Raw genomic sequence first — 19,616 nt, 5'->3', positions numbered from 1 at the left:
TCACAATAAGGCCCAGATCGAACCATTGTGGCGCCGCAAACAATAGGCAAAACTGTACCTGTAGCTCAGATAGCTTCCCTCGGCGCCATGTGTCACAGCCCCCACCCAGTGAACGGCGCCGAGGATCTTCCCACTGATTTTACTGGACAAGTTCCGACCGCGCGGTACCTTCGGCGCGTTCAAATCGGGGAAGTACACCATGCGGGATTTTCACACTCCGGGCCGGTCCGAAGTTCTGGCAACCGAGGGGATGTGTGCCACGTCGCACCCTCTGGCCGCGAAAGTTGCGGTGGATATCCTGCAGCAAGGTGGCAACGCGATGGACGCCGCCATTGCCGGGGCCGTTCTGCTGGGAATTTGCGAGCCGCAGATGACCGGTTTGGGCGGCGATTGCTTTGTCCTCTACAACCGGGCGGGCGAGGATGAAATCCGCGCGCTGAACGGTTCGGGCCGTGCGCCCGCCGCGGCGGATGCTGAACGGTTGCGCGCGCAAGGTCTGGCCTCGGTCCCGCTGAATTCGCCCGATGCGGTGACTGTTCCGGGGGCTGTCGATGCGTTCTGCCATCTGGCCGAGACCGAGGGCAAGCTGGGGCTGGACGCCATTCTGCAGCCAGCCATTCACTATGCCGACACAGGCGTCCCGGTTGCCCAGAGGGTCGCGCAGGATTGGCAATCCGGGGCTGAGGCACTGCAAGGCGCGGCGCGGGCGCATTACCTGTTCGACGACCAACCGCCAGAACTGGGTCAGGTGTTCCGCGCACCCGGTCAGGCCGAAGTTCTGCGCCAGATCGCCCGAAACGGGCGCGACGCCTTTTATTCAGGCGAGATTGCCGAGGACATGATCTCGACCCTCACCAAACTTGGCGGCACCCACACGGCAGATGATTTTCTGACCACTGCCTGCACGGACACTCAGTCCGTCAGCGGGATGTATAACGGGATAGAGCTGGTTGAACATCCGCCCAACGGCCAGGGTGCAACGGCGATTTTGCTGTTGAATATACTCAAGAATTTCGACCTGTCCGGCATGGACCCGTTTGGCGCGGAACGGCTGCATCTTGAGGCCGAAGCCTCGAAACTCGCCTATGATGCGCGCAATCGGTTCATTGCAGACCCGGATCACACAACGCATGCGGATCGGTTTTTGGATCAGGGTGTGGCAGATAAGCTGGCCGCTCTGATCGACCCAAGACGCGCAATGCCAGCAGCAGCCCCGCTGACCGAGGCCATCCACAAAGACACAGTTTACATCACCGTGGTGGATCGGGACAGGATGGCGGTCTCGCTGATCTATTCGATCTTTCACAGCTTTGGCTCGGGTATCGCATCAGAGAAATATGGCATTCTGCTGCAAAACCGGGGGGCGGGCTTTACCCTGCAGGCGGGCCATCCCAACGAACTGGGCGGCGGCAAGCGCCCCATGCACACGATTATTCCCGGCGCGCTGAAACAAGATGGCAAGGTCTTGATGCCCTTTGGCGTGATGGGCGGGGCCTATCAGCCAACCGGCCACGCGCGGTTCCTGTCGAACATGACGGATCACGGGTTGGGGCTGCAAGCCAGCATCGATGCCCCGCGCGCCTTTGCCGACAAGGGTGTTCTCAAGCTGGAACGCGGAATTTCGCCTAAGGTCGCCCAACAATTGTCGGAAATGGGGCACAACGTCGATGTTCCGGAAACACCGCTGGGTGGCGCGCAAGCCATTCGAATCTGCGACACCGGTGTGTTGAAAGGCGCAAGCGATCCGCGAAAAGACGGGTGTGCCCTTGGCTACTGAGCCGTCAGTTCAAATGAAAGTGCAGCGGGTAGGCACCGTTTTCGAAGGGACCAAACATGTCGGGGATGTCGGGATGCTCAACCGGCTCACCCGACTGGTCTTCGATCAGGTTTTGTTCAGAAACATAAGCCACATAGAAGGATTGGTCGTTCTCGGCCAGCAGGTGATAAAACGGCTGATCCTTGATCGGGCGGCTGTCTTCAGGGATGGCCTGATACCATTCTTCGGTGTTCGAAAACTCTGGATCCACATCAAAAACCACCCCTCGGAAGGGATGTTTTTTGTGGCGGACAACCTGGCCCAACCCGTACTTGGCATGTGTCTTCAGCATTGTTTATGCCCCCAGAGGTCTTACTACCTCTTTCCGGGCCGAAAAGCCAATCATTGATCTGAAATTAAGGGAAACAGTCTGTGAACCTCTTGCTGACAGTGTTCGAAATCGCCGCTCCGGTCTTTCTTTTGGCGGCGGTGGGCTTTGCCTGGGTCAAGCTGGGCTTCGAATACCGGTTGGAGTTCGTGACCCGTCTGGGCGTCACGCTGGCGGTGCCAAGCCTGATCTTTGTGGCCCTCATGCAGACCGAAATCCCGGCCGGAGAGCTGACGCGCTTTACGCTGGCAGCCATTGCCGGGCATGTCGGGCTGGCCCTCGTGTTTGAGGCATTCGTACGCCTGCGCGGTCTGGATCGCAGGACCTATCTGTCGCCTCTGGTATTCGGCAACTCCGGCAATCTGGGCCTGCCCCTGTGCATTTTCGCCTTTGGTCAGGCGGGGTTGGGCTATGCGGTCATTTTCCTGGCCGTCACCGCGTTGCTGTCTTTCACCTACGGGCTTTATGTCGTGGCGGGCAAAGGCGGCTTTGGCAAAGCGGTGCGCGAGCCTATGGTCTGGGCCACTCTGTTGGGGGCCCTGTTCCTGTGGCGTGGCTGGCAGACCCCGGTTTTCCTGACCAACACGCTTGAGCTTTTGGGCCAGATGGCCATTCCCATGATGCTGATCACGGTGGGCGTCGCCATCGCGCGGCTGACCACGCAAAAGATCGGACAGGCGATCTGGCTGTCTGTGCTCAAGCTGATTGTGTGTTTTGTGCTGGGCTGGGTTTTGGCGGTTCTGTTCCGTCTGGATACGGTCGGATTTGGGGTGATGGTTCTGCAGATGTGCACCCCGGTCGCGGTGACATCCTACCTGCTGGCGGCGCGGTTCAACGCGGATGCGGATGCGGTTGCGGGGATGGTCATGATCTCAACCATCCTGTCTGTGGGCGCATTGCCCTTAATTCTAGCTATTGTTTTGTAACGATTGTGATTTCCAAAAAGCTCAATCTGCGCTAGAATAAAAGAAAAAGGCATGAGGCACATGAGCAGAATTCTTTTCGTACTCTTCGGGGTGCTGCTTTTGGCATCCTGTGGGGGTGGCTCGAAACAGCCACCCAGCAAGCTGAATGACGCGTGCAGTATTGCGCGCGAGCGGCCCGAATTCATCAAGGCGTTCAAAAGCACGGAACGGAAATGGGGTGTTCCCGTTCACGTTCAGATGGCGACGATCTATCAGGAAAGCCGCTATAAGCATGACGCGCGCACGCCGCATCAATATGTTCTGGGCGTGATCCCGATGGGCCGTCAAAGCAGCGCCTATGGCTTTAGTCAGGCGCTGGACGGCACATGGGAGGAATACCAGCGCGAAACCGGCAAGCGCCGCGCCAAGCGCGACCGCATCCGCGATGCGTCGGATTTCATCGGCTGGTACATGAACAAAAGCTATGAGCGTAACGGCATCCACCCCAGCGACACGCGCAACCAGTATTTGGCCTATCACGAAGGCCATACCGGCTATGCCCGCGGCAGCCACTACAGCAAGACATGGCTGCTGAACGTCGCCAATGACGTGGATGCACGGGCCAAGCTGTATCAGGCGCAGCTGTCAGGCTGCCGCTATTAAAACGGGATACGGGTCAGCGGTTGGCTGACCCGGTTCTTTTTGCTTTTGAGAACAAATCGCGGCTCAGGTCGGCATCTGTATCCAACTGCCCCAGCAACACGGTTGTTTGGGTCCCCGCGTTGTCATGGATCACCCATTTGCGCAGCTCAATCGGATTATCGGTGAACATCAGCTCAATCCGGCCGGATTCGGGGTTTTTGGGGTCCTGAGCAGTCACAACCGTGGCCGTTCCGTCGAACGTATGGCCCACTACCATATTCGCCTGCCCCAGATTCACATTCCGCGCCAGCACCAGTGACAGGGGTGTGCGCCGCAACGGGTATTGCTCGGGCGGTTGGTTTGATTTCGGGTCAAAGATCTGCACGGTGCCCGTATTGGCCAGAACCACAGCGCTGCTAGGCGGATCATATTCGAACCGCATCTTGCCGGGCCGCTGCATCCACAGCTTACCCGTGCTGAGCGTGCCATCATCATTGACCTGAGTGAACGTCGTCTGAACGGTTTTCAAATCGTTCAGATAGTTGGAAATCTGCGACAAGGGCAGTTTATCAGCCGCCCAGGCCGCCGGGGCGGCCAGGGTCAGGGCAAGGGCAAAAGCAATCTGTTTCATGGCTCACAGATAGGCGTTCCGCCCTTGTTATTAAATATCCTATTGCTCGGGGACGAGGATTTCCCGCTTACCGACGTGATTTGCCGCCGAAACAACGCCTTCGTCCTCCATCTGCTCAACCAGCCGCGCGGCTTTGTTGTAGCCGATGGCAAGTTTCCGCTGGATGTATGAGGTCGAGCATTTGCGATCTTTGATCACAATCGCCACCGCCTGATCGTACAAGGCATCCTCTCCGTTCGTGTTGCCGCCGGTATTCAGGCCCAGAACGGCGTCGATATTGTCTGCCTTTTCCTCGGCAGGGCCATCGACCACGCCGCTCATGTAGTCGGGCGGGCCGAACTGTTTCAGGTGGTTGACGATTTCCTCAACCTCTTCGTCCGAAACAAAGGGCCCGTGGCAACGGGTGATCTTGGCTCCGCCGGCCATATACAGCATATCGCCCTGCCCCAGCAGTTGCTCAGCCCCCATTTCGCCCAGAATGGTGCGGCTGTCGACTTTCGACGTCACCTGGAACGAGATCCGCGTGGGGAAGTTCGCCTTGATCGTGCCGGTGATCACATCGACCGAGGGGCGCTGCGTCGCCATGATCAGGTGGATACCCGAGGCCCGCGCCATCTGTGCCAGACGCTGGATGCAGGCTTCGATCTCTTTGCCCGCGACCATCATCAGATCGGCCATCTCATCAACGATGACGACGATATAGGGCATCGCTTCGGGCGCGAATTCTTCCGTCTCGAACATTGGTTCGCCGGTTTCATCGTCAAAGCCGGTTTGGACCGTGCGGCTGAACATCTCGCCCTTGGCCAGAGCGTCTTTTACGCGGCCATTGTAACCGGCAATGTTGCGCACGCCCATTTTGGACATCTTGCGATAACGATCCTCCATCTCGCCCACGACCCATTTCAGGGCGACAACAGCCTTTTTCGGGTCGGTCACAACGGGCGAGAGCAGATGCGGGATGCCATCATAAACGGACAATTCCAGCATCTTGGGGTCGATCATGATCAGGCGGCATTCGTCCGGCGTCAGCTTGTACAACAGCGACAGAATCATCGTGTTGATTGCCACCGATTTACCCGAGCCCGTGGTCCCAGCGATCAGCAGGTGAGGCATCTTCGCAAGGTTCGCCACGACAGATTCGCCGCCGATATCCTTACCCAGTGCCAGCGGCAGCGCGTGATTGCCGTCGCCAAAATCACGGCTGGCCAGAATTTCGCGCAGCACCACCATCTCGCGGTTTTCATTGGGCAGTTCGATCCCGATGACCGAGCGGCCCGGCAGGGTCGACACCCGCGCAGACAGCGCCGACATCGACCGTGCAATATCGTCAGCCAGACCGATCACGCGGCTTGCTTTCAGACCGGGCGCGGGCTCCAATTCATACATGGTGACAACTGGGCCGGGGCGGACGCTGACGATCTCACCTTTGACGCCATAGTCATCCAGCACGTTCTCCAACATCCGCGCGTTTTCTTCCAGCGCCTCATCGCTGAGGTGATGGCGCTGAATCGCGGCGGGGTTCGACAACAAACCCAGCGGGGGCAGTTCGAAATCCGCATGTTTGTCCTCGAAGGACAACGCCGGCTGTGCTTCGGCCTGCGCCCGACGCGATGGCGGGGGGGTACGGCGCACGGGCTGTGCAACCACCGGCTTGCGCGGTTCGGCCACCGGAATTTTCATCGCAGGGCGCGCTTGCGGGACGGGTTCGGGCATCGGCTCATCCTCGAACACAGCCTCGTCCTCGAACTCCGGTTCCGGCACGAAATCCTGATGCAGGGGTTCCTGCTGCCATTCTGGTTCAGGGTCTGAGGTCAGCATCGGCTCGGGTGGCAAACCGGCAGAGGTTACGGGCGGTTCGGGCGGCAGCTCTTCTGTTCCTCGGGGGTTCAGGATCAGCGGGTCCGGGCCACGACCACGGCCTTTGGTCAAGGGCAGGTTCGGATCATGCGCGGGCGCCATCTCACCTGCCGCGACCTTGCGATTGCGCACGGCAGCCGAGATTTTCGAGCGAATGCGGTCTTCGCCCGGCATTTCGTCGAAATCTGCAACCGGTTCACGGTCAATCAACTCGGGTTCTGGCATCGGTTCAGGACGGCGGATCAGGCTGGGCATCCGGGCCAGAAGGCCGGGCTTGGCGGGTTCTTCCTCCTCAACCTCGAACTCTTCAAACATCGGGTCGGCATAGGCCAGATCGTCGTCGAACGCAGGCTCGACCCGCGCGGCCTTGCGGTCTTCCCATTGCGCACGACGGTCACGTGCCACCTGAGCCGTGGCCGACGCCCCCCGGCCCAGCAGGTTCATCAGCATATCATAGGACATCACAAGTCCCAGCAGGAAGGCACGGAACCCCTTGCGCACATCGGCCCGGGTGAAGCCCAGAACAAACACGCCCAGCGCCAGCATGCCGACAGCCATCGCCAGCGACATCAGTTTGACCATGAAATGCGAGGAAATCGGCAACAGGGTCAGCAATGCCCCCATGACGGTATCACCAAACAGGCCACCCAGACCAAAGCTATGGGTCGCGCGCCATGCCTCATCGGGCACCAAGGTGGCAGCATAGACCGAGACAACGGCAATCCAGATCGGCGCAAAGATCAGGCGGGAAATGGCACGATCTTCACCAAAGTGACCGGCAAAGCGCACGCCCCAGCCGATCAGAACCATGGCAATGCTCCAGCTGCCCCAGCCAACGATCATGAACAAGGGCGCGGCAATGGACGCGCCAATCCGGCCCATCCAGTTCTGCACCGGCGCATCTGTTGACACCATCCAATTCGGGTCCTCCGGCGTGTAAGACCAGATCATCGCGGCAGCGGCCAACCCCAGAAGGATCAGGGCGATCCCGATCAGTTCCTTGCTGCGCCGCTCAATCGCGGCCTGAGTGGTGCTGTCCAGTAATGGATCACGGTTGCGCGCGTTCAATGATGCCATTTTGCCCTCGTACCTCACGAATAGATGCAGTCACGCAGCTTGATCAGCCCCTGCTGCATCTCATTTTTTGGAGCCACCAAAGCGGCCCGGATAAATTGCTCGCCCGGGTTTTGCCCCGGGTCGCCTTGGGAAAGATATGCGCCCGGCAGCACGCGGACTCCGGTCTGCTGCCACAGCTTCAATGCGGTCTCTTCGCCGTTTTCGACCGGCAGCCACAGGAAAAACCCGGCCTCGGGCGACATATAGCCCTGAAGACCCGCGAAAACCTCATCGGCAATCGCGTATTTCTCCTGATACAGCGCGCGGTTCTCGGCGACGTGTTCTTCATCAGCCCAGACACGGGCCGCAGCGGCCTGCAACGGCAGCGGCAGCGGTGCACCCGCATAATTGCGCAGCTGTTTGACCTGTTTGATCGTCTCGGGCCCACCGGCAATCAGACCCGATCGCAGGCCCGCCAGATTGGACCGTTTCGACAGTGAGTTGAACAGCGTAACCCGTTCGGGATTAGCACCCAGTTCCTGCGCAACGGTAAGGGCGCCAACCGGAGCCTCGTCGCGATAAATCTCGGAGTAGCATTCGTCAGCGAAAATACGGAAATCGTATTTCTCGGCCAGCCCGATCAATTCGGCCCAATAGGCGCGCGAGGCAACGGCCCCCTGCGGGTTGGCGGGCGAGCAGATATAGGCCGCAACAGTGCGGTTCAGAACGTCCTCGGGCAGGCTTGCGTAGTCCGGCAGATGGCCGGTCGCGGCTGTGGCCGGCACAAAAACCGGCTCGGCCCGGACCGAGATCGAGGCGACCATATAGACCTGATAAAACGGGTTCGGGCACAGAACGACCGGGTTTTTCCCGTTCTTCTGTTCCGGCAGCAGTGCCATCGCGGCGTTGTACAGCCCCTCGCGCGTGCCATTCAGGGCCATCACGTTAGTGTCCGGGTCCATCGTCACACCGTAGCGGCGCGCGATCCAGTCGGTGATGGCACCCCGCAGTTCGGGTGAGCCTTCATTGGGCGGGTAGCCCTGAAACCCTGCCGCATTCTCGGTGATGACATCGGTCACCCAGGCCGGAAAATCGTGCATCGGCGCGCCAATGGTCATGTGAATCACGTCACCGCCCGGCTGGTGGTGGTCCAACAGGGTGCGCAGACGCGGAAATGCGTATTCCGGTAGGTTCGAAAACCGCTCGGGGAACTTCATATCTACTGCCTCAATATCGGGATCATACCGCCCCGTTTTCTGGCAGGTTACAGATCACACCCCGCTTCGTCCAGCCAAAGAGACGTCGAATCAGGGGATTGTGGCATTCAGGCCAATGCGGCCTCGGCGGCTGTTCCAAGCCGCAGCAGCGCCTCTTCGGACCCCGGATAGCCCATCATCATCAACCCGCAGCCGGGCGTTCCGGTGGGCAATGTCAGCGCCGCCAGCCCCATCAGGTTGCCGATCCGTGTATTGCGCAGGGCCAGCAGGTTTTCGGCGATGTAATAATCATGGTCGGTCATCAGCCGGTTCAAATTCGGCGGCAGGATGGGGGCCGTCGGGGCCAGAACCGCGTCAAAGCCCGACGTGGCCGCATCCCAGGCGGCCCGGCTGGCCTTTAACCTGGACCAAGCTGCGACGTAATCGGGGCCCGAGACGGTCTTGCCCGCACGGAATCGTTCGAGAATCTCGGGATACATCGCGTCCGGGTTGGCCTCGATCACATCGCGCCACAGCCCGTAGGCTTCGGTCGTATAGAGGACCCCGGACAGGCCCATCGTGTCGGTCAGTTCAGGAACTTCCAGCGGCACGATCTCGGCCCCGGCGTCGCGCAATCGGGCCAGCGAGTCTTCAAACGCCTGTCGCGGTGCGTCGCGCAGATCGTCCTGCGCAACGGTCCGCAATTCGGCAAAACGGCGGCCTTTCAGGCTGACGCCGCGCAGATCGGCAGGCGTGCCGCCCTCTAGCAAGGCCAGCAGATGTGCGGCGTCCTCGACCGAGCGGGCCAGCGGGCCAACAGTGTCAAACCGCAGGCACAACGGCACCGTCCCCTCAAGACTGACACGTCCGGCGGTGGTTTTCAGCCCCACCAGATTGTTCCACGCCGCCGGAATGCGCACCGATCCGCCCGTGTCTGAGCCGATGCCGCCCGCCGCCAGCCCCCAGGCCACCGACGCCCCCGCGCCCGAAGATGACCCGCCGGGCACCGCATCCTCATTGTCGATGCAAGGCGGCGTGTCGGTGATCGGGTTCAGGCCAAGGCCGGAAAAGGCCAGCTCGCTCATATGGGTTTTGCCAAGACAAACCGACCCCATGGCAGTGGCATTGCACAGAACAACCGCATCGGCGTCCGGCACGCGGCCTTTCAACAGGGCCGATCCGGCCTCGGTCGCGGTGCCCGCTGTGTCGAACAGGTCCTTCCAACTGATCGGCACGCCATCCAGCAGAGATCGGCGCAGGCCCAAGCCCGCCCGTTCCTGCGCGGCCTTAGCCTCGGCTCGCGCGCGGTCATGTGTCACGCGGGCATAGATGCGGTCGCGGTGCGGATGGGCGTCGATGGCGGCCAGATAGGTCTCGGTCAGGTCCACCGGGTCGATCCGACCCATGCCGATGCCGCGCCCCAGATCACATGCCGTCATGGTCAACCAGTCCTGCATCCCTGCCCCCTTGGAAAATCGTCTTGACAGGACGGTAGCGACAGGACCGCACATGGACAATCCCGAAACGGGGCGCATATTGCGGGGCATGGAACACAAGACCGACATCGTGATCGTAGGCGGAGGGTTGAACGGCCCGGCGCTGGCACTGGCTCTGGCACAGACGGGGCATTCCGTCACCGTGATTGACGCGCTGGACGAAACCGTGCGCAAAGACGCAGCGTTTGACGGACGCGCCTATGCGCTGGCGCTGGCCTCGCAACGGTTACTGGACGCGGTGGGCGTGTGGGAGCGCGTCGCAGACCACGCCCAGCCGATGCTGGAAATCAAGGTCACGGACGGCCATGCGGGCGCGGGCCCCTCGCCGTTTTTCATGCATTTCGACCATGCCGAGATCGAAGAAGGCCCGATGGGCTATATGGTCGAGGACCGCCACCTGCGCCGCGCGTTTCTGGACGCGATGGACGGGGAAACCCGGATCACGCAGATCAGTGGCCGGACCGTGGTTGCACAAGAGGCCGGAGCAACCGGCGTGACCGTAACGCTGGACGACGGCGCGACCCTGCACGGTGGCCTGTTGGTTGGTTGTGACGGTCGCCGCAGCGGAACCGCCGCGCGCGCTGGCATCAAACGCACCGGCTGGGATTACGGTCAAACCGCGCTGGTCTGCGCGATTGAACATGACCTGCCCCACAACGGCATCGCGCATCAGTTCTTTATGCCGCCCGGTCCGCTGGCGATCCTGCCGCTGACCGGCAATCGCAGTTCCATTGTCTGGAGCGAACGGACCGAGACAGCGCAGCGCATAAACGCCCTGCATGAGGCCGAGTATCTGCAGGTTCTGCGCCCCCGTTTCGGCGATTTTCTGGGCGATATCCGGCTGGCCGGAGATCGGTTCACCTATCCGCTGAACCTGACCATCGCCAATTCCTTTATCGGGGATCGGTTGGCGCTGGTGGGGGATGCGGCCCACGGCATGCACCCCATCGCAGGTCAGGGGCTGAACGCGGGTTTGCGCGATGTGGGTGCGCTGGCCGAAGTGCTGACCCTGGCCGGACGCCGGGGCGAAGACTTTGGATCCGTTCTGGTGTTAGAGCGTTATCAGGAATGGCGGCGGTTCGACACGGCATCGCTGGCGATGGCGACGGATGTGTTCAACAAGCTGTTTTCCAACGACAATCCGCTGCTGCGCATCGGGCGGGACATCGGCATGGGGATTGTCGGATCAATGCCGGGCCTGCGCCGCAACTTCGTGCGTGAGGCCGCGGGCCTGACCGGAGACCTGCCGAAATTGCTGCAAGGTCGGGCAATTTAATCCAGCTGCCGCGCCTCATCGACCAGCATGACCGGTATGCCGTTGCGAATGGGAAAAGCCAGACCGGCGGCTTTCGACACCAGTTCCTGCTGGTCGGCGTCATATTGCAACGTGGTATGCGTCTGCGGGCAGATCAGCGCCTCAAGCATATGACGGTCAAAGGGGTGTTCAGCGTCGCTCATTGCAGTTTTTCCTCATTCGATCCGCCGCGCATGGCGAATTCGATCAGTGTCACCAATGTCTCGCGCCGGGTGCTGAGGCAAGGTGCCTCAAGCAGGGCCTGCTTTTCTTCGGGGTCGAACTCCAGCAGCATCGACAGCGAATTGACCAGCAATTCATTATCCGCATCCTTGAGCGTTTCCCAATCGGTCGACAGATTGCGGGACGAAAAATACCGTTCCAGCAGGTTCAGAAATCCGGCGCGGTTGAACCCGCTGTCATGCTCGGTCTTGCCCAGATCGCGTTCAAACCCGTCCCAGGACACGGCGCAGCGCCGGTAAGGTGTAAAGGCGTCCAGCTCGGACTGGATACGGAAACGCGAAATTCCCGTCAGCGTGATCAGATAGCGGCCATCTTCGGTTTCCGAAAACTGCGTCACCCGACCGGCACACCCGATCCGGTGCAAGCGGTTCTCATCGCTTTTGCTGGGGTTGGGCTGCACCATCGCAATCAGCCGTTCCTGTGTTTTCAGCGCGTCATCCAGCATCTGCAGGTAACGCGGTTCAAAAATATGCAGGGGCAGGCGCGATCGGGGCAACAGAAGCGCCCCGGGCAATGGAAACACGGATACCGTTTCCGGCAAGTCGGCAGGATGCATCATAGACCCGAGTGTAGCTCTGATCAGAGATTAGGCAAATATCATCGAGCTGAGCTTGCGCCGCCCGTTCAGAACAATCGGGTCATTGGGCTTGAGCGCGTCGAAGATCGTGAACAACTGTGCCTTGGCTGCACCCTCATTCCACTCGCGATCCCGGCGGAACAGTTCCAGCAATTGCGCCACGGCTTCTTCGACCTGACCATTGGCATGCAGCGCCTGCGCCAGATCAAAGCGGGCCTGATGGTTGTCGGGCTCGGCCTCAACCGTCGCCGTCAGTTCCGCCACAGGGCCCGCATCGGCGGCCTGCTTGGCCAGTTCCAGCTGCGCATGCGCGGCTTCCAGCTCGGGCGAGGCAGAAATTTCGGCCGGGGCGCCGTTCAGGATCGCTTCGGCCTGCTCCAGATCATCCGCCGCGATGTGGGCGCGCACCAGCCCGCCATAAGCACCGGCGTGGTTGGGGTCTTCACCCAGAATGGCGGCAAAGGTCTGTGCCGCATCCGTGGCCGCACCCTCAGCCAGCATTTCCTCGGCTGCTGCGACGGCATCATCCAACTGCCCACCGGGGCTTTCACCGCCTGCCGCTTCGATCACGCGGTCGATAAATGCCTTGATCTCGGACCCTGGAACCGCGCCCTGAAAACCATCCACGGGCTGGCCCTTGAAAAAGGCATAAACCGTCGGGATCGACTGGATGCGCAATTGACCCGCGATCATCTGCGCCTCATCCACATTGATCTTGACCATCTTCACCGCGCCTTTGGCGGCGGTCACGGCCTCTTCCAGCATCGGGCCCAGCGTTTTGCAGGGACCACACCAGGGCGCCCAGAAATCGACAATGACCGGGACCTCCTGAGAGGCTTCGACAACATCGGCCATAAAGGTGGCCTCAGATCCGTCCTTGATCAGGTCACTCGCTGCGGGGCCGGTGGCAGTGTTCAAAAGGTCCATGGCTATAGGTCTCCGGTTCGAATTTGCGCCTTATATGCAGCCGCGCGCGGCGGAAACCAAGGGCAGATTTGCGCAATTACAGGTCGAATGTGGCGAAAACAGGGGCGTGGTCGCTGGGTTTTTCCCACCCGCGCGCGTCCCGCAGAACGCGGCTGGAATGACCCGCATTCGAAATGTCGGGCGTCGCCCAGACGTGATCCAGCCGCCGCCCCTTATCCGCCGCATCCCAATCGCGCGCCCGGTAAGACCACCAGCTATAAAGCTGCCCCTCGGGAATATCCTGCCGCGTGACATCGACCCAACCGCCGGCTTCCTGCGTCTCGGCCAGTGCCTCAACCTCGATCGGAGTGTGTGAGACGACCTTGAGCAGTTGCTTGTGCGACCACACATCATCCTCACGCGGAGCTATATTCAGATCGCCCACCAAGATCGATTTCTCGGGTTTTTCGGCGCGGAACCAGTCGCGCATATCAGAGAGGTAGTCGAGTTTCTGGCCGAACTTCTCATTCACCTCACGATCCGGCACGTCGCCACCGGCGGGGACATAGAAATTCTGGATGGTCACCCCATTTTCCAGCCGCGCCGCGATGTGGCGGGCATGGCCGAGACCGGCGAAATCCTTGTCGCCCACCTCCTCCATCGGGATGCGCGACAGGATGGCGACGCCGTTATACCCCTTCTGCCCGCGCGCCGCCATGTGGGTGTAGCCCAGCTCGGCAAAGCCTTCGGTCGGGATTTTCTCAACCGGAGATTTACACTCTTGCAGACACAGAACATCGGGGGCCTCTTCCTGCAGCAATTTCAGCACGATAGGCTCACGCAGACGGACCGAGTTGATGTTCCAGGTGGCAAGGGTAAAGGGCATGGGGGATTCCTCTGTCACGGGTTGGACGGAGGTTAGCGTGGTCAGAGAGGATGGGCCATCGGAAATAGAGTGTATGAGCGACCTAATTTAGTGGCTCATAGTCATATATTCCCCCCCCAACTGCCATTTCAGGGTCTTCAGAAAACTCGTCAATGAAGAATTCATGCTCAAGCAGCATACCAAGCAACACCGGGTCTAGTGCGGCTATTTCTTCTTGAGTAAGAACTGGCAAAATCGCCAGGCGTTCAACCAGTTGACTGATCGGTTGCCAATCATATTGGCCTTTGATGTCACCTCTACGTATCGCTGCGTTCATCAATGCAGTGTTAAGTTGCGAATCCGAAATATTCGCGTGATGGATCGCTTGTTCTTTGGAATTTGCAATTACCGCTTCGAAAACCCGAAACGTAGTTTTGGTACTTAGATTGAGACGCTTACTTTCAACTACCCACCATGACATCCCTTTTTCCAGAGCCGGTAGTGGCTTCGTATTTGTTCCCGCCAAAAGTTGTCACCCCTTCAACTTAGATATGAATCCCAAACAACCGACACACTCTAGGCCAGCATCAAGGCCGTCAAGAATGGATGCGTCACGAGCCGTAGAAATTCGCTTGGGGCAAAAAAAGCCGGGCCAAAGGCCCGGCAGTCCAACAGGGAGGTACATGTCATAACCCGGACATGTGCGGGATGGGAGTAACCTAATTACGCATCCAGAGTATCACTTTGATCTACGTCAATCCACAACGAGTTAAGAGACCAGTCGATATCCGCCCGATTCTGTGACCAAAAGGCGTGCATTCGAGGGATCGGGCTCGATCTTCTGGCGCAGGCGATAGATGTGGGTTTCCAGCGTGTGGGTGGTGACACCGGCGTTATAGCCCCAGACCTCGTGCAGCAGCACATCGCGGGCGACAACACCATCGGTGGACCGGTACAGGAACTTGAGGATGTTTGTCTCTTTCTCGGTCAGCCGGATTTTGCGATCCTCTTCGGTGATCAGCATCTTCATCGAGGGCTTGAACGTGTACGGCCCCAGAACAAAAACGGCGTCCTCGGATTGTTCGTGCTGGCGCAGCTGGGCGCGGATGCGGGCCAGGAGAACCGGGAATTTGAATGGCTTAGAGACATAGTCATTGGCACCAGCGTCTAGGCCCAGGATGGTATCGGCATCGCTGTCATGACCGGTCAGCATCAGGATCGGGCTTTTGACGCCTTGCTTGCGCATCAGGCGGCACAGTTCACGACCGTCCGTGTCCGGCAGACCGACGTCCAGAATGACCAGGTCGTAAATCGCTTCGCGCGCACGCTCCATCGCGGACGACCCGTCTGACGCTTCGAACACGTCAAAGTCTTCGGTCATCACAAGTTGCTCGCTCAGCGCTTCGCGCAGGTCTTCGTCATCATCCACCAGCAGGATTTTCTTAAGCTGTGCCATTCCCGGTCCTCCTAAGCTTTTCCACCACTTGCGTATATTGAATGCAATCAACAAGGTTTGCTGCAATACTTTCACGCCCTCGTGTCTGACGGGGAGGAATTGTTTCACATTTCCGTCTTATCAGGCTACAGGAAGGCCAGAGCGTTACAGGGTAACATAGATGAGTCTGATCCCGGATATTTCAGAATTGCTGGCGCGGGCCCGCGCCGATTTGCGCATGGGGGTGGCCGTTGTGCTGACGGATGCCAGCGGTTTCAGCGTGCTGGCCGTTGCGGCTGAAACGCTCAGCGCCCAAAGGCTGGCCGATCTGCGCGGTCTTGGGCCCGAGCCGGTGGTCGCCATAACCGGCCGCCGGGCCGAGACCTTGAAGGCGCGGGCCTACGATGGCGATCTGGCGCGCGTCATCATCCCCGCCGATGCCGACATTGCGTGGGTTCAGGCCGTAGCCGACCCGTCGGACGATCTGAATACTCCCATGAAGGGCCCCCTGATGACCGAGCGTCAGGGCAATACCAATCTGCACCGCATCGCCATCGCCCTGACCAAATCCGCGCGTCTGCTGCCCGCCGCTGTTGTCGTTCCGGTTGAGGATGGCCGCGAATTTGCCGCCGCAAACGGTCTGACCTGCATCGATCACACTCGTGCCGCGCCCTATCTGGCGAATCGCAGCGCGCTGAATGAAGTGGTAGCTGCTCGCCTGCCCATGGAAGTCTCTGAGGCCGGGCGGTTGCATGTTTTCCGTCCCGAGGATGGCGGCGAAGAGCACTACGCGGTCGAAATCGGCCGCCCCGACCGTGACAAACCGGTTCTGGCCCGGTTGCACTCGGCCTGTTTTACCGGCGACCTGATGGGCAGCCTGAAATGCGATTGCGGGCCGCAGCTGCGGGGGGCGCTGGCGCAGATGGGGGCCGAAGGGGCCGGTGTTCTGCTGTACCTCAATCAGGAGGGCCGCGGCATCGGCCTGGCCAACAAGATGCGCGCCTATTTCCTGCAGGATCAGGGCTTTGACACGGTTGAGGCCAACCATCGCCTTGGGTTTGAGGATGACGAGCGCGATTTCCGGTTGGGCTCGGACATACTGAAATCTCTGGGCTTTAACTCGGTCCGTCTGCTGACCAATAACCCGGCAAAGATCGCGATGATGGAGAAAACCGGAATCGCCGTGACCGAACGCGTGCCGCTGAAAGTCGGCGAAACAGCCCATAACCAAGGGTATCTGGCCACCAAAGCCGCCAAGTCCGGGCACCTGCTGTGACCCCTGCCGATCTGGTTCTGACGCCGCGCGGGGTACGCTTCGCCGGTCGTCTCTTTCCCTGTTCGATCGGCAAAGGGGGCCTCAGCAATGCGAAACACGAGGGGGATGGCGCCACCCCAACAGGTACGCATCACATCGTAGGCATGTTGTACCGACCGGACCGGATTGCACAGCCGGTGGACTGGGCGATTCCCATCGGGCCACGTGATCTGTGGTCGGATGAAGTGCAGGACGCTGGCTATAACCACCTTGTCACTGCGCCCTATGCCCATAGCCACGAAAAGCTGCGCCGCGCAGATCCTTTGTATGATCTTGTGATGATCACCGACTGGAATTGGCCCAATGCCGTACCCGGGCGCGGCTCGGCCATTTTTATCCACCAATGGCGCCGCCCCGGCTATCCGACCGAGGGCTGCCTTGCCTTTCGCCGCGATCACCTGCGCTGGATTGCGGAACACGTGACCTTGGGCACGCGGGTCATTATACCTGCGGTTTGACACGCTCGCCAAAGATGGCGGAGCCGACGCGCACATGCGTTGCGCCCAATGCAATCGCGCTTTCGAAATCGCCGCTCATGCCCATTGAAAGGCCGTCAAGCCCGTTGCGCGCCGCGATCTTGGCCAAAAGGGCAAAGTGCAGCGCGGGTTCTTCATCAACCGGCGGAAGGCACATCAGCCCCTGAACCGGAAGATCCAGAGCGCGACATTCGGCAACAAAAGCGTCTGCTTCGCACGGCAAGATACCCGCCTTTTGGTCTTCTTCACCGGTATTGACCTGAATGAACAGATCGGGGCATGCACCGATCTCTTGCGCCAGTCGGGCCAGGGTATTGGCCAGTTTGGGCCGGTCAACGGAATGAATCACGTCGAACAACTCCATCGCTTGCCGGACCTTGTTGGATTGCAGCGGACCAATCAGATGCAGGTCGACATCCGGATACGTGGTCTTGAAGTCAGGCCATTTGCCTGCGGCTTCTTGCACCCGATTTTCGCCGAAACAACGATGACCTTGTTCCAGAACGGCCTGAACGCGGTCATTTGGTTGCACTTTGGACACCGCGATCAGTTTGACAGACCCGGCCTCCCGCCCGGCAGCGGTTTCGGCTTTGGCGATACGAGCGGTGATTTCCTGCAGCGACATAGGGTTCCTCAATCTGCTTTGCCCGCAGAGAAACACCATGTCGGCACAAAAGAAAAGGGCAGGTCCGAAGACCTGCCCTTAAACCTTGCGGTTCAGATCAACTTAGAAGTTGAACTGCGCACCGAAGTCAGCAACGATCGAGTCGTCGCCAGCGTCGGAGTCGTTGCGGCCGATACCACCGCGCAGCGATGCACCGCCACCCAGGTCGTAAATGGCACCCAGAGCGATCTGCTGCAGGTCGGCGTCTGCGTTACCGTCACCATAGGTGAACAGCAGGGTGGTTGCTGCGCCCAGGTTGTAAGCAGCCGACAGACCCCATGCGGTGCCGTCAGTTGCGTCGATCTCGGTGTTATCGTCCGCCAGGAACAAAGTACCCGAGAAGTCGCCGAATTCAGCACCCAGTGTCAGGACTGCCAGGCTCGGATCGTCGCCGCCCGCGAACGGGTTGTCGGTCTGACCGTAAGCAACAGCTGCGGTGATGTTGTTGAAGGTGTAGGTCGCGCTAATGTCCCAGCGGTCTGCATCGTCGGACGCGCCGTTGATGCCGATGGTCGCTTGGTCATACGATGCGCCGAAAGCGAAGTCGCCAACTGCGTATTGGAAGAACACAGCGTTCGAACCTGCGCCGGTCGAGCTGTAGGCCAGGAAGTTGTAGTTAACGCCCGAGTACTGACCTGCGAACAGTTCCAGACCAACTTCGTTACCGTAGTAGTTTGCCAGGTTGTCGAACGCGCCGGCAACGTTGCCCGCGTCAACACGCAGACCACCGTAGATGACCGAGAAGCGTGCGCCGTTCAGGCCAGCAGTGTTGGCTTCGCCGTTGCCGCTGTTTTCGTCGGCTTGCAGACGAACACGACCTTCAAAGCGAACACCACCGTCGGTTTCGGTGAAGCCGTCGATGTTCAGACGGAAACGCGAGATCAGGATCGCGTCATCGGTGTCGACGGTAGCTGTGCCAGCTGCAGCACCTGCAGAGGTGAAGTTCGGAACAGTACCGGTACGATCTTCAACGTAGCCAATACCAAAACGGCCGTAACCGCTGAAGTTAACACCGGACTCTGCGGCTGCCATACCGGCGGTCGCGATCAGAGCGGTCGATGCGAAGAGAACTTTTTTCATCTTGTTTCCCTCGGTTTCAAAAAGTTTATCTACTCGACACATGCCTAAGCACATGTCTCAGCACGGGAACCGTTTCGCTCTTTTTGCCCCTGTCACGCAAGCTTGGCATAAATGATCCGGGCGCATTGCCACAAAATTGGTGCAAGGATGCCACAGTCGGATTTCGGCCCAGATACGTCCCGGCCCCACCCTTTAGTGACAATAATAGGGTTGTTGCGAAACGGGTCCTTGTCTAGGAGTAGTCCGTAACAATAGGACCATAGTGAACAGGACCAGTCGACAATGCGCCTGCAGACGATTTTCGGTTTGATCATAATGACTGCTGCCGTGTCGGCCTGCGGACTGAATCGGGGGGCCGATCCCAATCCGAATGTGCTGGCAACGGGCGGCAATTCGGACGAGCAGGAATTCAATGATCCGAATCGCTCGACCATTTGGGATCTGTTCAACAACGGAAATGCCGAGCAAGTCACAAATGTGAACCGTTATCTCTGGGCCGCGTCTCTGGACGTGCTGAATTTCCTGCCCGTGCAAGAGGTCGACCCGTTTACGGGTGTGATCGTAACGGGTTATGGCACTCCTCCGGGCGGTGGACGTCAGTATCGCGCAACCGTGCATATCAGCGATCCGGCGCTTGCAGCCCGGTCCCTGTCGGTCTCACTGCAGACCAGCGGCGGCGCTCCGGTCAGTGCGGCCACATCCCGCGCGATTGAGGATGCGATCCTGTCGCGGGCCCGTCAGCTGCGTATTGCGGACAACAAGCTCTAGCCACCCGCTGAAAATCACAATATTACCACGCCGGGTTCACGCCCGGCGTTTTCATTCACGAAGGAC

20 protein-coding genes are annotated in these 19,616 nt (G+C 59.8%); 7 read left to right on the top strand and 13 right to left on the bottom strand.

The features are described 5' to 3' along the window. The first annotated feature begins 199 nt into the window (after window positions 1-199). Window positions 200-1,777: a gamma-glutamyltransferase family protein gene (locus tag ACRZ94_RS12420; protein ID WP_480797472.1), complete on the top strand. Its 1,578-nt coding sequence runs from the start codon at window positions 200-202 to the stop codon at window positions 1,775-1,777. Between the two features lie 4 nt (window positions 1,778-1,781). Here ACRZ94_RS12420 and hspQ read toward each other — a convergent pair whose 3' ends face one another. Beyond that, window positions 1,782-2,108 carry a heat shock protein HspQ gene (gene hspQ / locus ACRZ94_RS12415; RefSeq protein ID WP_480797471.1) on the bottom strand — a complete coding sequence of 109 codons (327 nt, stop codon included), beginning with the start codon at window positions 2,106-2,108 and terminating at the stop codon, window positions 1,782-1,784. 80 nt (window positions 2,109-2,188) lie between these two features. On the opposite strand from hspQ, the gene ACRZ94_RS12410 reads away from it, so the two are divergent. Further along, the gene (locus ACRZ94_RS12410; RefSeq protein ID WP_480797470.1) at window positions 2,189-3,070 is read left to right on the top strand and encodes an AEC family transporter; all 882 of its coding nucleotides are present in this window, start codon (window positions 2,189-2,191) and stop codon (window positions 3,068-3,070) included. A 60-nt stretch (window positions 3,071-3,130) separates the two neighbouring features. Next, a complete protein-coding gene (locus tag ACRZ94_RS12405; protein WP_480653740.1) occupies window positions 3,131-3,712 on the top strand; it encodes a transglycosylase SLT domain-containing protein in 582 nt (193 codons plus the stop codon). Window positions 3,713-3,725: 13 nt separating this feature from the next. On the opposite strand, the gene ACRZ94_RS12400 is transcribed toward ACRZ94_RS12405, so the two are convergent. The 4 genes from ACRZ94_RS12400 to ACRZ94_RS12385 all read right to left on the bottom strand — a co-directional run bounded on the left by ACRZ94_RS12400 (window position 3,726) and on the right by ACRZ94_RS12385 (window position 9,888). Beyond that, window positions 3,726-4,322, bottom strand: coding sequence for a LolA family protein (locus ACRZ94_RS12400; RefSeq protein WP_480653738.1), 597 nt, complete (start codon window positions 4,320-4,322; stop codon window positions 3,726-3,728). 39 nt (window positions 4,323-4,361) lie between these two features. After that, complete coding sequence (locus ACRZ94_RS12395) at window positions 4,362-7,256, bottom strand: DNA translocase FtsK (protein WP_480797469.1); 2,895 nt, start codon at window positions 7,254-7,256, stop codon at window positions 4,362-4,364. Between the two features lie 14 nt (window positions 7,257-7,270). Then, the gene (locus ACRZ94_RS12390) at window positions 7,271-8,452 is read right to left on the bottom strand and encodes an aminotransferase class I/II-fold pyridoxal phosphate-dependent enzyme (protein WP_480797468.1); all 1,182 of its coding nucleotides are present in this window, start codon (window positions 8,450-8,452) and stop codon (window positions 7,271-7,273) included. Window positions 8,453-8,559: 107 nt separating this feature from the next. Next, window positions 8,560-9,888 (bottom strand): amidase, encoded by a 1,329-nt coding sequence (locus tag ACRZ94_RS12385; RefSeq protein WP_480653733.1) that lies wholly within the window; start codon window positions 9,886-9,888, stop codon window positions 8,560-8,562. Between the two features lie 52 nt (window positions 9,889-9,940). Here ACRZ94_RS12385 and ACRZ94_RS12380 point away from each other — a divergent pair, with 52 nt between their 5' ends. Continuing rightward, a complete protein-coding gene (locus ACRZ94_RS12380; RefSeq protein ID WP_480653731.1) occupies window positions 9,941-11,203 on the top strand; it encodes an FAD-dependent monooxygenase in 1,263 nt (420 codons plus the stop codon). Here ACRZ94_RS12380 and ACRZ94_RS12375 read toward each other — a convergent pair. From ACRZ94_RS12375 to ACRZ94_RS12350, 6 genes are all read right to left on the bottom strand, one after another. After that, window positions 11,200-11,385, bottom strand: coding sequence for a Trm112 family protein (locus ACRZ94_RS12375; protein WP_480653729.1), 186 nt, complete (start codon window positions 11,383-11,385; stop codon window positions 11,200-11,202). The genes ACRZ94_RS12380 and ACRZ94_RS12375 overlap by 4 nt on opposite strands. Then, on the bottom strand, window positions 11,382-12,023 hold the full coding sequence (locus ACRZ94_RS12370; protein WP_480653727.1) for an LON peptidase substrate-binding domain-containing protein: 642 nt from the start codon (window positions 12,021-12,023) through the stop codon (window positions 11,382-11,384). Before ACRZ94_RS12370 ends, ACRZ94_RS12375 begins: the two co-directional genes overlap by 4 nt. A 27-nt stretch (window positions 12,024-12,050) precedes the next feature. Then, window positions 12,051-12,968: a thioredoxin gene (trxA, locus tag ACRZ94_RS12365; protein ID WP_480653725.1), complete on the bottom strand. Its 918-nt coding sequence runs from the start codon at window positions 12,966-12,968 to the stop codon at window positions 12,051-12,053. A 76-nt stretch (window positions 12,969-13,044) separates the two neighbouring features. Then, window positions 13,045-13,833, bottom strand: coding sequence for an exodeoxyribonuclease III (locus ACRZ94_RS12360; protein WP_480797467.1), 789 nt, complete (start codon window positions 13,831-13,833; stop codon window positions 13,045-13,047). An 82-nt stretch (window positions 13,834-13,915) separates the two neighbouring features. Next, entirely contained in the window at window positions 13,916-14,293 is a 378-nt protein-coding gene (locus ACRZ94_RS12355) for a hypothetical protein (protein ID WP_480797466.1), read from the bottom strand. A 288-nt stretch (window positions 14,294-14,581) separates the two neighbouring features. Further along, window positions 14,582-15,268 (bottom strand): response regulator transcription factor, encoded by a 687-nt coding sequence (locus ACRZ94_RS12350; protein WP_480653719.1) that lies wholly within the window; start codon window positions 15,266-15,268, stop codon window positions 14,582-14,584. Between the two features lie 160 nt (window positions 15,269-15,428). Here ACRZ94_RS12350 and ribA point away from each other — a divergent pair, with 160 nt between their 5' ends. Both ribA and ACRZ94_RS12340 read left to right on the top strand, forming a co-directional pair. Continuing rightward, entirely contained in the window at window positions 15,429-16,523 is a 1,095-nt protein-coding gene (gene ribA / locus ACRZ94_RS12345; protein WP_480797465.1) for a GTP cyclohydrolase II, read from the top strand. Continuing rightward, window positions 16,520-17,020 carry a L,D-transpeptidase family protein gene (locus ACRZ94_RS12340; protein WP_480797464.1) on the top strand — a complete coding sequence of 167 codons (501 nt, stop codon included), beginning with the start codon at window positions 16,520-16,522 and terminating at the stop codon, window positions 17,018-17,020. The genes ribA and ACRZ94_RS12340 overlap by 4 nt, the downstream gene beginning before the upstream one ends. Here ACRZ94_RS12340 and ACRZ94_RS12335 read toward each other — a convergent pair. Beyond that, a complete protein-coding gene (locus ACRZ94_RS12335) occupies window positions 17,004-17,663 on the bottom strand; it encodes a YggS family pyridoxal phosphate-dependent enzyme (protein WP_480797463.1) in 660 nt (219 codons plus the stop codon). The two genes, ACRZ94_RS12340 and ACRZ94_RS12335, sit on opposite strands and share 17 nt — an antisense overlap. A 102-nt stretch (window positions 17,664-17,765) precedes the next feature. Further along, window positions 17,766-18,782 (bottom strand): porin, encoded by a 1,017-nt coding sequence (locus ACRZ94_RS12330; RefSeq protein WP_480653711.1) that lies wholly within the window; start codon window positions 18,780-18,782, stop codon window positions 17,766-17,768. Window positions 18,783-19,064: 282 nt separating this feature from the next. On the opposite strand from ACRZ94_RS12330, the gene ACRZ94_RS12325 reads away from it, so the two are divergent. Next, the gene (locus tag ACRZ94_RS12325) at window positions 19,065-19,550 is read left to right on the top strand and encodes a DUF3576 domain-containing protein (RefSeq protein WP_480653709.1); all 486 of its coding nucleotides are present in this window, start codon (window positions 19,065-19,067) and stop codon (window positions 19,548-19,550) included. Window positions 19,551-19,616 lie beyond the last annotated feature (66 nt).

The organism is Ruegeria sp. CH10 (genome assembly GCF_056537125.1).
The sequence above is the reverse complement of the archived record's forward strand: the minus strand, read 5'-3'. Positions and strand labels throughout refer to the sequence as shown.